At 44.1% G+C, this 13,956-nt stretch carries 10 protein-coding genes; 5 read left to right on the forward strand and 5 right to left on the reverse strand.

Annotation, left to right across the window (positions count from 1 at the left end; translation table 11 throughout):
* Positions 1–126 precede the first annotated feature (126 nt).
* The 3 genes from MHI15_RS28125 to MHI15_RS28135 all read left to right on the forward strand — a co-directional run bounded on the left by MHI15_RS28125 (position 127) and on the right by MHI15_RS28135 (position 6,492).
* Positions 127–1,227: a glycerol dehydrogenase gene (locus tag MHI15_RS28125; RefSeq protein WP_076101108.1), complete on the forward strand. Its 1,101-nt coding sequence runs from the start codon at positions 127–129 to the stop codon at positions 1,225–1,227.
* Between the two features lie 216 nt (positions 1,228–1,443).
* A complete protein-coding gene (locus MHI15_RS28130; protein ID WP_076126939.1) occupies positions 1,444–1,788 on the forward strand; it encodes a hypothetical protein in 345 nt (114 codons plus the stop codon).
* A 396-nt stretch (positions 1,789–2,184) separates the two neighbouring features.
* Positions 2,185–6,492 carry a glycosyl hydrolase gene (locus tag MHI15_RS28135; protein WP_341165157.1) on the forward strand — a complete coding sequence of 1,436 codons (4,308 nt, stop codon included), beginning with the start codon at positions 2,185–2,187 and terminating at the stop codon, positions 6,490–6,492.
* Between the two features lie 99 nt (positions 6,493–6,591).
* Here the strand turns inward: MHI15_RS28135 and MHI15_RS28140 are convergent, their stop codons facing one another.
* From MHI15_RS28140 to MHI15_RS28155, 4 genes are all read right to left on the reverse strand, one after another.
* On the reverse strand, positions 6,592–7,347 hold the full coding sequence (locus tag MHI15_RS28140; RefSeq protein ID WP_339189136.1) for an SDR family NAD(P)-dependent oxidoreductase: 756 nt from the start codon (positions 7,345–7,347) through the stop codon (positions 6,592–6,594).
* Between the two features lie 546 nt (positions 7,348–7,893).
* On the reverse strand, positions 7,894–8,049 hold the full coding sequence (locus tag MHI15_RS28145; RefSeq protein ID WP_341165158.1) for a hypothetical protein: 156 nt from the start codon (positions 8,047–8,049) through the stop codon (positions 7,894–7,896).
* A 74-nt stretch (positions 8,050–8,123) separates the two neighbouring features.
* Positions 8,124–9,476, reverse strand: a complete 1,353-nt coding sequence (locus MHI15_RS28150; RefSeq protein WP_076192593.1) for a sensor histidine kinase — start codon at positions 9,474–9,476, stop codon at positions 8,124–8,126.
* Positions 9,454–10,191 carry a response regulator transcription factor gene (locus tag MHI15_RS28155; protein ID WP_076126944.1) on the reverse strand — a complete coding sequence of 246 codons (738 nt, stop codon included), beginning with the start codon at positions 10,189–10,191 and terminating at the stop codon, positions 9,454–9,456. Before MHI15_RS28155 ends, MHI15_RS28150 begins: the two co-directional genes overlap by 23 nt.
* A 160-nt stretch (positions 10,192–10,351) precedes the next feature.
* Between MHI15_RS28155 and MHI15_RS28160 the strand changes: the two genes are divergently transcribed.
* The gene (locus MHI15_RS28160; protein ID WP_312150771.1) at positions 10,352–10,999 is read left to right on the forward strand and encodes a hypothetical protein; all 648 of its coding nucleotides are present in this window, start codon (positions 10,352–10,354) and stop codon (positions 10,997–10,999) included.
* Positions 11,000–11,095: 96 nt separating this feature from the next.
* Here the strand turns inward: MHI15_RS28160 and MHI15_RS28165 are convergent, their stop codons facing one another.
* Positions 11,096–12,019 carry a DMT family transporter gene (locus MHI15_RS28165; protein ID WP_341165159.1) on the reverse strand — a complete coding sequence of 308 codons (924 nt, stop codon included), beginning with the start codon at positions 12,017–12,019 and terminating at the stop codon, positions 11,096–11,098.
* 142 nt (positions 12,020–12,161) lie between these two features.
* Here MHI15_RS28165 and MHI15_RS28170 point away from each other — a divergent pair, with 142 nt between their 5' ends.
* Complete coding sequence (locus tag MHI15_RS28170) at positions 12,162–13,502, forward strand: aminotransferase-like domain-containing protein (protein WP_341165160.1); 1,341 nt, start codon at positions 12,162–12,164, stop codon at positions 13,500–13,502.
* Positions 13,503–13,956: the final 454 nt, after the last annotated feature.

Here is a 13,956-nt window from a genome sequence, read left to right on the forward strand (position 1 = left end):
TTTTTTGCATGCTCTGATGAGTGCCTCTGGAGAATGCAGCTTGAGTATTTCTTGGGTAGCGGGGTAATAATATGTAGGAATTGCGTCTTTATGCTTACTAAAACACACAACAAGGAGTCTTGCACAATGTCACATTTCGTTAGATCCGTTACTTCACCAAAGAAATTTATCTCCGGCCATAACTTACTGTCAGATCTGAATGAGTATATTAAGGCGTTTGGCGATCATGCCTATGTGATCTGTGATGAGTTCATTTTGGAACGTGCTAAGAAAGAGGCGGGGAGTTCCATCGAAGGTGCGGGGAATAAGGCTACTTTTGAAAAATTCAATTATGAATGTACTCAGGAAGAGATTAATCGTAATCGGGAACTTGCCCGTAAAGCTGGGGCGAATATCATCGTCGGTATCGGTGGAGGTAAAACACTGGACACTGCCAAAGCTACTGCGTATTATGAGAAGCTGCCTGTAGTTATTTTTCCGACGATTGCATCTACTGATGCACCATGTACAGCGCTGGCTGTCATTTATAATAAAGATGGTTCATTTGATCAATACTTATTCCTCCCAAGTAATCCGGATGTGGTCTTGGCGGATACAGCGATTTTAGCTTCAGCGCCTTCCCGTTTTTTCGCAGCTGGAATTGGCGACGCACTGGCTACTTATTTTGAAGCCCGTGCTTGTTATGCCTCTAATGGCGACAATCTCGTACTCATGAAACCTTCTACAACGGGTCTAGGTATATCAAGACTTTGTTATGAAGCTCTACTTAAGAATGCGGTAAAAGCAAAACGTGCGGTTGATCAGAAGCTCTATACACGCGCGGTGGAGGAGACCATTGAAGCGACAATTTATCTAAGTGGTGTGGGTGCTGAATCTGGTGGTCTGGCTGCCGCGCATGCTATCCATAATGGGATGACAGCCGTTCCTTCACTACACAAAGCTCAGCATGGTGAAAAGGTTACGTTTGGTCTTTTAGCCCAGTTAGTACTGGAAAATGCCTCAAATGAGGAGCTGGAAACTGTCATTAAGCTTATCAAGGATGTAGATCTTCCGCTAACCCTCGCCGATCTGGGGTGCACGGAATTTATCGAATCCGAATGGCGCCAAGTTGCTGAAGCTGCTTGTGCAGAAGGAGACACAATGGGCAATATGCCGTTCCCGGTTACTCCGGAAGATGTGTACAATGCGATAGTGGTGGCGAACTCGCTGGCAGAGTCTTATAAATAACTAGCACAACTAATATGCAGTGATAATGAAGGCGCCCTTGGGGGTGCCTTTTGTTTTTATATAGGTTAAGCTTTTGAAGTAGAGTAGTGGTAAAATTTTGCTTATAGGTATCGGCTTTGGCATACTTAATCACGGGATAGGGTGTCTACGGAAACGAGATTATTGCTAATCGTTCCGTTGCTATGCTAATTGTACTCTATGTAATAAGGAGGAAAGATGAGAAAAAAACATTTAGGTTATCTAGTCCTTATTATCATAATTATTGGAGCGGTAATAATAGCAGTAATTCACGGAAATTCGGAGCGTCAGAACAAGCAGTCGGCAGGAAGCCTTGGAATGGATTATGTGCGCAAAGAGTACACGGAAAGTGCGTCGCTGAGAGTTGCAACGATTTGCAAACCCTTATTTGGAGGGTCGGGTTATCAGGTAGTGCTCGAGGATTCAAGTGGGCAATCGTATTATGTCATTATCGTTCTCGGAACTACACGTAATCTTGTCACTATGGACGATCTGACGAAAGAGGTGCGGGAAGGTACATCTGTGTTTCCGTGCCACCAATAAAACATGATAAATGAATCGGATCTCTTCTATATGATTATTGGGAGGCACTCCTGCGGGGTGTCTGTTTTTGTTATATTAAATTTAATTTTGTTATATATTTTCGGAATTACTAACATTAATACTAACGTAAACAATAAAATAATTATAACAAAAGGGAATATTTAGATTGTTTTATGCCAATGTAACCGCTATAATCTTGCATATACCGAAATATCTAACGAAATAAGAATATTTTGTTAGTGTTTGTTATTAATAACGAAGCTGAATATGTGGAGGTGAATAGTTAGCGAGTAGGTCTGTAATTGTCTTCTATAAGGACAGATAGTTATTGGGTTCATAACAGCTGGTTGGCTATTCTTATTATCAAATCCATTCATTTTCGAAGGAGAATTAGGAATGAAAAAAGCGAAAAAGTGGCTGGGGAGTATACTTGCCTGTGCAATGATAATGTCTCCTTTCCCCTCTGTAATTTCTGCAGCAGCAGCGCCATCGACTGTGGGATTCGGTGATACACAGGGTCACTGGGCACAACAAAATATTGCGAAGTGGGTAGAAAATGGCGTATTAAACGGGTATCTGGATGGTTCTTTTCATCCCAATGAAGGAATTACAAGAGCTGAGTTTGCTACGATCTTGAATAAGGTATTTGGTTTCTATATGAAGTCAGATCAATCTTTTTCCGATGTAAAAGCGACCGATTGGTATGCAGATCAGCTTTCGTTGGCACGATATGCTGGGTATTATGAAGGCTACTCAGAGAATAAAGCACAAGCTACTGATTATATAACGCGTCAGGATGCGGTGACGATGTTGGCTCGGATATTTACTCTTCAAGCTACTGAAAGCGCTTCATCGATGAGTGGATTTAGTGATTCCACTCAGATTCAGGCTTATGCTAAGGATGCAGTTCATGCGCTCTCAGGTTTGATTACAGGGTATGAGGATGGAACCTTTAAGCCGCTTGGAAGGATCACCCGTGCCGAAGTTATAACGTTAATTAATAAAATAGTGAAGAGTTATTACTCGCAATCTGGAAGCTTTGAAGGAGGAATAGTTTCTGGGAATGTAGTCGTTAATCAGGATGGTGTTGTGTTAAAAAATGCAACGATAAACGGAAACCTGTATCTAACTGCTGGGATCGGTAACGGCGAAGTGACCCTTGAGGGTATTAAGGTTACGGGCACCACATTTATTGCAGGTGGCGGGATAAACTCCATTCTTATTAAGAATAGCTCATTAGGCAAAGTAAATATAAATCGTAAAGAGGGTGAGGTTCGTGTCCTCACGAGTGGTACGACCCAAGTTTCTCAGCTAACGGTAGATAGTCTAGCAAGACTGGAGTTTGGATCTGGGACGATGATCACCACGGCAATTCTAAATAGAACTGTGGGGCTGATCCTAGGTGAAGGCGCATCGATTGCTAATCTAAACGTAGCTGTCAAAGCGACTGGAACCACCCTTTCCGGTCAGGGCGACATTGCAAAAGCGGACGTTAAAGCAACAGGAGTAACGTTGAACGGTAAGCCCATTGCTCCTGGCACAATTGTCATTATCAAAGGCAATCAAGGTCCTGTAGCAACGACTACCCCAGCGCCTACCTCGGCATCAGGCTCATCAACAACGCCGGTAGGTCCGACTAATCCAACCGCGGCACCTACAGCGACACCAATACCAACGGAAACACCGACACCAACAGCGACACCGACAGCAACAGCAACACCGACACCGACAGACCCGACGGGTCCTGTGGGACGTATCGAGAATTTAGCGGATGTTGGTGCAAGTAGTGAGACTAGATCGCTATTCGCCTATTTACAGGATATCCGCGGCAGTGAGATCTTGTTTGGACATCAGCATGCTACTACAGAAGGACTTTCTATTACTGAAAAGGACGGAACGCAGTCTGAGGTCGAGAATGCAGTAGGCGACCTTCCGGGGCTGTTCGGCTGGGATACGCTTAGTCTTGAAGGTTTTGAGAAACCAGGCGATCTAGGCGCAACCCAGCTGGAGAATCGTGATAAATTAATCGGCGTGATGAAATCTGCTTATGAAAAAGGCGGCGTGCTTACTTTAAGCTCGCATATGCCGAACTTCGTCACAGGAAAGGACTTTTATGACACCAAAGGGAATGTGCTTACGCATATATTACCCGGCGGTGACAAACATGCAGAGTTTAATGCATTCCTGGATATGATTGCGGACTTTGCGAATAACTTAAAAGATGATGATGGTAAAGCTATTCCAGTCATTTTCCGTCCATTCCACGAGCAAAATGGTGGCTGGTTCTGGTGGGGTGCGCCTTACCGTACGAAGGAGCAGTATGCTGAAATTTATCGTTATACCGTTGAATACTTAAGGGACAAAAAAGATGTGCATAACTTCTTATATGCGTTCTCACCGGGAAGTCCATTTAACGGCACAGATGCGACATTCCTTGAGACGTATCCGGGAGATGACTATGTCGATATCCTTGGCTTCGATAATTATTATGACGGAACCACTGAGGGTTGGTTTGATTCAGTCGTGAAGGATGCTAAGCTGATCTCGAAGCTGGCGGATGATAAGGGGAAAATCGCAGCATTTACTGAGTTCGGTTATTCGGGTGTGAAGCCAACTGGAACGAAGGACCTGAAATTCTTTACCAAGCTAATCGCTGCACTGCAGTCTGATCCGGATGCTAAACGGATGGCGTACATGCAGACTTGGGCGAATTTCAATACAGATTCTATCTTTGTCCCTTATAGAAATGCTCCAAACGGGCTAGGGGATCATGAACTGCTCCCTGATTTTGTAGACTATTATAATGATCCGTATACAAGCTTCAGCCATGAAGTGGCTATTGCGGATGCGTATTCGAAACAGGTAACTACAGAAACCGAGCAACCTTTTTTACACATTGCCTCACCAACGGCAAACCAAACAGTGCCCACGACAAAAGCATCGACCCTTCGTGTTCGTGTGTTGAATCAGGACGTAGATAAAGTAACCTACCTGATTGGGGATGACACAACAGAGTACAGCATGGCAGCTGACGCAGAAGGTTTCTATTACTTGGCAGATTGGACACCAGGTGTAGCCTTCGACGAAACTGGCGTGATGCTTACTGTTAAGTCCTATGCAAAGGATGGTTCTGTACTTTCACAAACGATCCAAATCTTTGTAAGTGACGTAGAGGGCAATGGGGACCCATTGATTGTAGATACTTTTGAGAATTACAAAGGGAATGATGAATTACTTCGTGCGGCATTAAGTCCTGCGGGTGATCTAAATACGATCTCACTTGATGCGGACCATAAAAATGATGGCAAGTATGGCCTGAGATTCGATTATAATGTGGATGGCCAAGGTTATACAGGTCGTACCAAAAACATGAATAATGCCGACTGGTCGGACGCCAACAAATTGAAGCTCTGGATTGCACCTGATGGCAGCGACCACAAGCTTGTTATTCAGGTCAATGCAAGCGGCATTTCTTTTGAAGCTTATCCTTCACTGGCAGGTACGACACCTGGCTTGGTGGAAATTCCATTCAGCCAGTTCGCTCCAGCGCCATGGGATACAGGAAATGCCGGTAAAGTAATCACTAAAGAGAACCTTAAGGACATTCGGGCAGTGTCTATCTACGTAAATAAAAAGGACATAGTAGCAAGTACGTCTGGTACGCTGTACTTCGACGATATTGCAGCGTTTAATGATGGAACGGGTGGCGTTCCTAATGGGGGCGAAGGCCCTGGCAGCACGCCAGAACAGGCGAAGCTGTTGTATGGTTTCGAAAAAGATACTCAGGACTGGACAGTAGAGCAAAATAATGCGAGTGCAAGCGCGGCGGTAATCTCGACTGATGAGGCTGCTGAGGGAACTCATTCGTTAAGCACTTTGTTCTCACTCGATTCAGATGGAGCTTTTGAGCTCACCAAAAATGGCAGTCTGGATCTGAGCGCGGTTGATAAATTAAGCGCACAAATTAAACTGTCGAACGGAACAGCGGATGCACGTTTGTATATTAAGACGGGATCAACCTGGTCTTGGGCTGACAGTGGAGCTGTGAAAGTAGATTCGAGCGGATTTACTACGGTTTCGCTCAACTTGGCAGGTATTGCAGATCTTAATAGTGTAAAAGCCATAGGTATCAAGCTCGAGGGATTCAGTGGTACGGGAACTTCTACGCTGTATCTGGATGATGTTCGGACCCTGAAGAATGGTACCGCACCTGAAGCTGTCGTCTATGGCTTCGAGGACAATACACTGCAAGGCTTCAGCATCAATGTGGATGAAAATAATAAATATAATACAGCGCTGGCTCAGAATCTATCGGTGAGCAATGCTGTGTATGCTGAGGGAACTCATTCGATGCAAGCGGACTTAACATTGAATGGAGGGCAATTCCAGCTGCGTCGTATGGTGGTTACCAACTTAGCGAATGCATCAACAATTACGCTTAAAATCAAGGTTGTACCTATTGATGCAAGCGATGTTAGCGGTGTAATGGCTCAGCTGTTTACCCAAAGTGGCTCAAGCTGGGGAACATGGACTGCTTCTACGGCTACACCAGTAGATGCCAATGGATTTACTACAATAACACTGGATATCAGCAAGGTAGCGGATCGTAATTTGACCCAAGCGATTGGCGTTCAAGTCATGACCACAGCAACTGATCCAGTAGGTAGTGCTACCGTATATGTGGACGAAATCACGATTAAATAGAAAGTAGTAAAGCCGGAAGCGAACATTTTACGATGTTCACTTCCGGCTTATTTATTTAGCATCAAATTTATTCATTTTAAGTCGAGTATCTGCTTGAAATTAACGAAGCTTAATAGACCCGCCATCTACCATGATAGTCTGGCCCGTAATATAATCGGAATCTTCACTCGCTAGGAATACCGCAACACGACCAATATCACTTTCCAGTTCACCCAATCTTCTCAAAGGTATTTTTGAAATCATGTTTTGGTAATACTCAGGGTTTGCTTCTGCCCATTCAATCATGCCAGGGGAATTAGCAATTGGAGCAATGATGTTTACGTTGATACCAAATGGACCAAATTCATTAGCGGCTACCCGGGTAATTCCACGGATGGCTTCTTTTGCAGCAGCATATGTTCCTTGATTGGTATCCCCGTTGAGGCCAGCGCCCGATGCAAAATTAATAATTTTACCTTGTGCTTCTTTTAAATACGGTAGTGCTGCTTGCATGAAATAGAAGGTTGGATAGAAGCCTGTATCAAAAGATAAATCGAAATCAGCCTGTGTAGTTTCTTCGATAGATTTCATTCTGGATGCGTGGGCATTGTTTACTAAAATATCTATTTTTCCAAATTTATCAGCTACTTGTTTAGCAAGGTGAGCTATTTTATCGTGTTCCTTGAGGTTCGCTTGAATAAAGATAGATTCAGGTTGATATTCTTGTAATTCTTTAATTGTTTCTTTGCCGGTTTCTTCATTGAGGTCAATAATAGCTACCTTAGCGCCTTCTTTAACAAAAGCCAGGGCCATCCCTTTACCAATACCGCCTGCTCCACCAGTAATAATAGCTACTTTTCCTGCAAGTCTGCTCATGTTGGTATCTCCTTTTTGTGAAAAAAATGTAGTATCTAACTCTTATCAGAGGTAAGGTGTAATTGTTACTTCGACTATATATTACCCAAAATAGTAGCTATATTTACCATGAAGTAGAAACGGCATCATTTACCAATATGAATATAGAGGGTGATGATGAACGTTTTAGTAGCTGATGAGGCCTATTCCAGCTCTTATGTACATGTTGAGCGATTGAATTAAGCGGCGCACCAAGTGATGAGCAGTTGATGATTCATGTGTCGCTCCAAGTGATGCTGCAAGTGATGCAATAGGTGAAGTATTTATAGAGTAATTAGGGAATTTCTCCCTGAAATCCAGAGATTTCTGTTCATCAGACTTATAATTAGGGAAAACTTACCTGATTTTCGGCCGATTTAGTAACTAATTAAGAAATCCCCTATTTATTAGGGAGGAAATTCCTGATTTCGTGCATTTAGAGCGAATATCGGCTATTTTCAGGGAGTTTTTCCCTAATTAGTTTAAACCCTACCGCAAGCCGTATGAAAAACTCACCTAATATATCGTTCACCGCTCACCGCCCAACTGCCTACCATCCAACCTTCCAACCACCCACCGTCCACCGCCACCATCGAACCGTCCAACCACCCACCGCCCACCGCCCAACCCAATATCAGAGAACACTACGCGTGGTATATAGTCATATGGCACAGTAAAATCCATTACTTTTCTATTCCATAAAAAAGAAGCTGCCCCAAGTAGAGTTCACTACTTTTGAGACAGCCTCTTATGGATATTTATAAAGGAAACCCCATCGAGATTACCGCACCGCCATTTCTTCGGTTGCCTGCGCTGATCTGACCTCCACAACGCTCGATGATTGCGCGGGAAATAGCCAGTCCAAGTCCGGATTCTCCGTCTTTTCCTTTTACAAAACGATGGAAGAGATAGGGAAGCAGATCGTCCGAAATTCCAGGGCCATCGTCACTTACGGATAACAGAGCCCGGCCCTCCTTGACTGAAACATGGATATAGATATGTTGATTAGCATAACGTGCTGCATTGGAAACTACATTAAGAAGCGCCTGTAGCAGCTTATCCCTATCCGCACGGATCGTAAGAGAATCTTGATGATCGTGGGAGATATGGAGGGTTAATTCTTTTTTCATTAATAGAGGGTTCATTCGTTCGATGGTTTCTGTCAGTAGATCTTTTAAACAAATAACCGTAGGCTTGAATATATCTTCCTCGCTGTCTAGCTTCGCAAGTAAAGTCATTTCGGACACGAGCTTCTTCAAGCGGCTGCTTTCGCTCATGATAATGTCTAGCCCTTTTACTACATTCTCACCTTCAAAAACACCATCCTTAATCCCTTCAGCGTAGCCGGAAATGGACATTAAGGGAGTTTTTAATTCATGAGACGCATTCTGGAAAAATTGTTTCTGCACATGGTTGAAACGATTTAATTCATCTGCCATGTCATATACCGATTGAGCGACAGATCCAAGCTCTCCACCAGCTTTAATTAATTTAACATCTGAGAAGTGCCGTTCTTTGACTTTGCGGAGTTCTTGTTGCAGCCTCATTAGAGGTTGAATCAGCTTCTTGGTGATAAATAGGCCAAATAGGAACATAAATGCTCCCGCTGCGCTGAAAACGATCAGCAGTCTTTTGAGCAAAGCTTGTTCAATAGCAGTGACTGCGCTCATAGGGGTTAGTAGAGTTAGCGTGCCTATAGGTGTAGCCTTCACTTCAGTAATATACCGTGTATCTGTTCCATTCCAAATGTTCTGGAGCTCAGTGGCTTGGCCTGTGACACTCTTGGCATCATAGTTTATTGCAATTGAACTCATCTCTGATGATGTGGACAAGACTTTTCCTGTCTCATCGCTAAGAATGGCTTCGACGCCTGCAGTGCTTAGAGAAGGTAAGGTCACCGGCAGAGCTTCCAGCTGAGTGCCAATCTCCCCGATGTATTTACTTTCTTCAGTCAATGTAACTGACATCGCCGCACCAATGGTTCTTAAATCCTCTTTTTGTGTTCCGACAAAATGGTTGAGTAGTACAAAATGGATCACGACTGCAGTAATAGATAGTAGCAATACCAATGCAATACTAAAGGCTAAATTAATCTGATGTGCTAGTTTCATTCGTATGCTCACCCCCATCTGTTCTCATGCGGTATCCGTGTCCCCATACAGCCTCAATGGGCAAATGCTCCAGTTTTTTGCGCATCCGTTTAATGAGATGATCCACGGCGCGATCACTTCCAAAATAGTCGTCTCCCCACACATAGCTCAGCAGCTCATCTCTTGTAAATGCCCGGTTAGGGGCATCAGCGAATACTTTTAGCATGGTGAATTCCTTGCTGGTCAAGTCTACCTCTTCACCACACCAGAATACACGTCTTTCTTCCGGCAATAGTAGAAGCTGGTCGATTTCAAGACGGGTGGAAGTGGTCTGACTATTCAATTTTTCGGCCTGATTACTCATTTTGTACCAGCGTTGAAGCTGCCGTTTGATCCGGGCGACTAATTCACGAGGGCTGAACGGCTTGACTAGATAATCGTCACTGCCAAGCTCCAATCCTAATATTTTATCCACTTCATTATCTCTTGCGGAGATCATAATGATCGGTACTTCGGCTTCGTTACGAATCCTTTTACAGAACTCATAACCATCCATGCCGGGGAGCATAACGTCGAGTACCCACATATCCGGGGGGCTAGTCTGCCACAAGGTCCATGCTTCCTCAGCGCTGCCAAGGCCGATGGTGTGGTAGTTTTCTTTTTGTAAATAAGCTTCAACAAGATTGCGTATATGTTCATCATCGTCGACTACGGCAATGAGATATGGATTATTCATTTCGGGTTACCTCCAGATTATTCTCCTACAAGTATATCAATCCAGAGGTGGGTAGGGGCGGCTGCCATCGTTTTTCCACAAATTAACCAATGTTCTGCCACACCCATTATGTAAGCTTGGTCTTGTAAGATCATTCGAATCGACGAGGAGTGTTGTATTTATGAATCAACAGATGTTATTTAAAAAGTTAGCGCTGTCCGCCCTGCTAGTGTCCGCCGTTGCTGCACCGTCTGCAACGAACGCAGCAAGTGGAGCGCAAGACGGAAACACGAAAACAACGGCTGCAGCCGTGGTTACTGCTGCCTCTAAAGGAACAATTGCCACTAAAGTAACCACTATTGATTGGGTAAATCCCCTAGAGTTGGCTAAGACCTACGCACCTAATACCCAAGAAGATTGGAAGAACACCTTGGATCAGTATTATAAGGTTGCTGGATTTAGTATAACCGCACTTGCCGAGCTTGTGCCTGCGGAACTGGTGGAGGGAGTTCAATTATCTAAAGAAATACTATCCACCGAAGCTCTACCTGCAGGATATATTGAAGCTGGTCGTAACCTTGAAGTAATACCTGTAGTCGATGATATGCAGGTAGATAGCAATATCACTACTTCAATTAAAGCTGTAGACGCGACTTCAATTGCTATTTCCATTCCAGATCTTAGCGACGCGGATAAAGCTTTTTTCAAAGCCCAAGATGATCTGAATAGTGCCGCTAAATCCAAAGATGCGACTGTGATCAAGGAAGCTTTAGCTAATCTGCTGGATCAATATAAAGAGAAAATCAAGGAGCTTGAAACAGCCAAATAACAGCGATTAGCGAGGCTTGCTACAGAATAGAGATACTGAAAAGGGTAAAGATAAAAGACACCTCGCGGGGTGTCTTTTTTGTATGCATATCAATCTTCACGCTTTGCCTGTGGCCCTTACTTGCTTCCGCCAGTTCACACCGATCACCCCGGCGATGATCATCACTGTACCGGTCCAATGGTACCATTCCAGTTGCTCATTCAGCAGAAGTACACCACCGAGAATAGAGACAACTGTTGAAAGACTGCCGAAAATGCTCACGCGTGAAGCTTCCATCCGTGATAAAGCATAGTTGGAGAGGAAGGAGGTTACGAGGGAGGAGAGTACGCCGAGATAGAGCATGGAGAATATAAATTTTGGCTCTTGAAAAGGTGTGAAATACTGACCCAAGGTTCCTGCCGAACCATGCTTAATGATCGACAGTCCATTAAAAAATATAAATCCGAACAAAGTAATCATATAGGTAAGTTCTTTGGGACTCCAAGTACGTGTCAGCTTTCGAGCTGCAACATTATAACCAGCAAGGGATAAAGCTGAGATTAGGATGAGTAAGACGCCCCAAAGACTAGAAGAAGAGATACTCAAACCTGGAATGGCAAAGATAAGAATAATGCCTGCAACTGAGATTAATGTAGAGATCTTTTGGAAGCTGCTCGTGGTTTCCTTCAAGAACATCGCCGCCAAAAGGATGGTGAAGATGGGCATTGTCGCCTGAATAATACCCGCTACAGCGGAAGTTGTATACAAAAGTCCATACGCCTGAAGGGTGAAATATAACGCTGGATACATTAAAGCCAGTGGGATTATCACTGCGGCCTTGGATATTCCAAACTTCACCCGCCCCCACCCTGGAAAAGTAAATAAAGAAGCGGCAAGGAAAGATAACGTGAAGCGATGAGCTAGCGTATCAAAAGGATCCGAGACGGTTAGGGCCATTTTTACAAATATAAAGGAAAACCCGACGATAATAGCATTCATGACAGCTGCTGCTATCGCTTTTTGAGTAGAAGATGTATTCATTAGTAAAGACCTCCAAAGTGTTGCGCGCATTTAGGTACCGGTCCTGTTCTGCTCTTTATTCTAAGGCTAGAGTAGCTGTGCTACAATGTAATTATTATTCATCTGTACCGGTACAGAATAAGCTTGGAGGAAGGTGAAAGGGATGTATAAGTATTCGGAGTTAATCAACAAGCTGGAAGCGCAAATTGCCGAGGATGCGTATCGTGAGGGAGATAAATTACCGTCTATCCGGGAGTTGTCCTTACGTTATGGATGTAGTAAAAGTACGGTTATTCGCGCGTTGCAGGATCTTCAGGACAAACATTTAATCTATGCCGCCTCAAAAAGTGGTTATTATGTCATGAAACGAAGCGGACAGCGAAAAGACGAAGGTGCACATTGGATCGATTTTACGGTGTCTGCACCCGACCCGGATATTTTTCCGTATCTGGATTTCCAACATTGTATTAATAAAGCGATTGATATGTACCGCAATGACTTGTTCATCTATGGAACGCCGCAGGGGCTTCCTTCTCTTATTCGTGAAATGCAGCGGCATCTGGCTTCTTATCAGGTATTTGCCAATCCGGATCAGATTTTTATTACCTCAGGTGTGCAGCAGGCGCTTGGCGTATTGACCCGAATTCCTTTTCCGAATGGCAGGCAGCGAGTGCTAATTGAGCAGCCGGGTTATCCGCTTTTTATGGAATATCTGAAGACGTATGGCATTGAGACAGAGGGAATAAAGCGTTCGGATGCTGGGGTGGACTTGAATGAATTAGAGCGGTTATTTAAGACAGGCCAGTTCAAGTTCTTTTATACCGTCCCGCGATTTCATAATCCGCTCGGCGTCTCCTATACCCGTACCCAGAAGAAGGCGATTGCTCAGCTAGCAGCTAAATACGATGTGTATATCGTTGAAGATGACTACATGGCGGACTTGGAGCAGGATGCAAAAGAGGATCCGATCTACGCTTATGACGATGCTTCCCATGTGATCTATTTAAAAAGCTTTTCCAAAATTATATTTCCGGGTCTACGTGTCGGTGTCGCGGTACTGCCAGCGGTCCTGTGTGACTCTTTTAACCGATTCAAAAGACTGATGGATATAGATAGCTCTATGCTGTCTCAGGCTGCCCTGGAGTTGTATCTGAAAAGCGGAATGTTCGAGCGCCACCGAAAAAAGATGCGTTCCTGCTACGAAAAAAGATCCACGCTGCTCCATGAATCGATTATGAGAGAGTTAGATACAGCGACAGCACAGCATTATTCCTACCATCCAACCGGCCAGCTTGGTGTGCATACGTATCTGAAGCTTAGTGACAGCATAAAGACAGAACAGATGATCAAACGTCTGCAAAAAAAGTTCATTCGCATCGAAATGGCGGACAGCGGGTATCTGCCCTCTTTTAATAAAGAGAAGATTCTAAAGCTCAATGTATCCAGTGTAAAAGAGCCGGATATTCGCTTTGGCATTGAACAGGTAATGCAAGAAATACGCTGAGAGCGCAGCAATAAATGAGTGGATGATAATGGTGGAAATGCTGGGAGCCCATTGGAGTAGAAACAAAAAAGCGTTCCTCCAGTAACAGGGATCGTTTTTTTGCGTTGTGGGTCGTTGGCAAATCTGGCAGCAGTGAACTGATGGACAGCAGATCTCATTATCGGTACAACTCGCAGTAATCTCTGGTTCTTCTATAAATATCCGAACACATTTTCTGTGCAATCTTCGGCCGAGTCATGCGGACCCAGATAACGTTATTTGCTAGTTTTTAGCCTTTGAAGCAGGTTTTCGGACACCAGCGCCGCTATTCAATTAGAAAGGGGTTATATTGGGTGGTTTTCATGCTAATAACGGCTATGGGGTCCGCTAGCACTCTAAAAATGTGAAAAAGCCGCTTTTAAGGTCAGCTGTGTCCGATAGCGAATTCGCTAAGTGCAAATTACCAAGATGCTTT

Origin of the sequence: Paenibacillus sp. FSL H7-0918 (genome assembly GCF_038007025.1) — a bacterium.
GTDB classification, from domain to species: Bacteria; Bacillota; Bacilli; order Paenibacillales; family Paenibacillaceae; genus Paenibacillus_AQ; species Paenibacillus_AQ odorifer.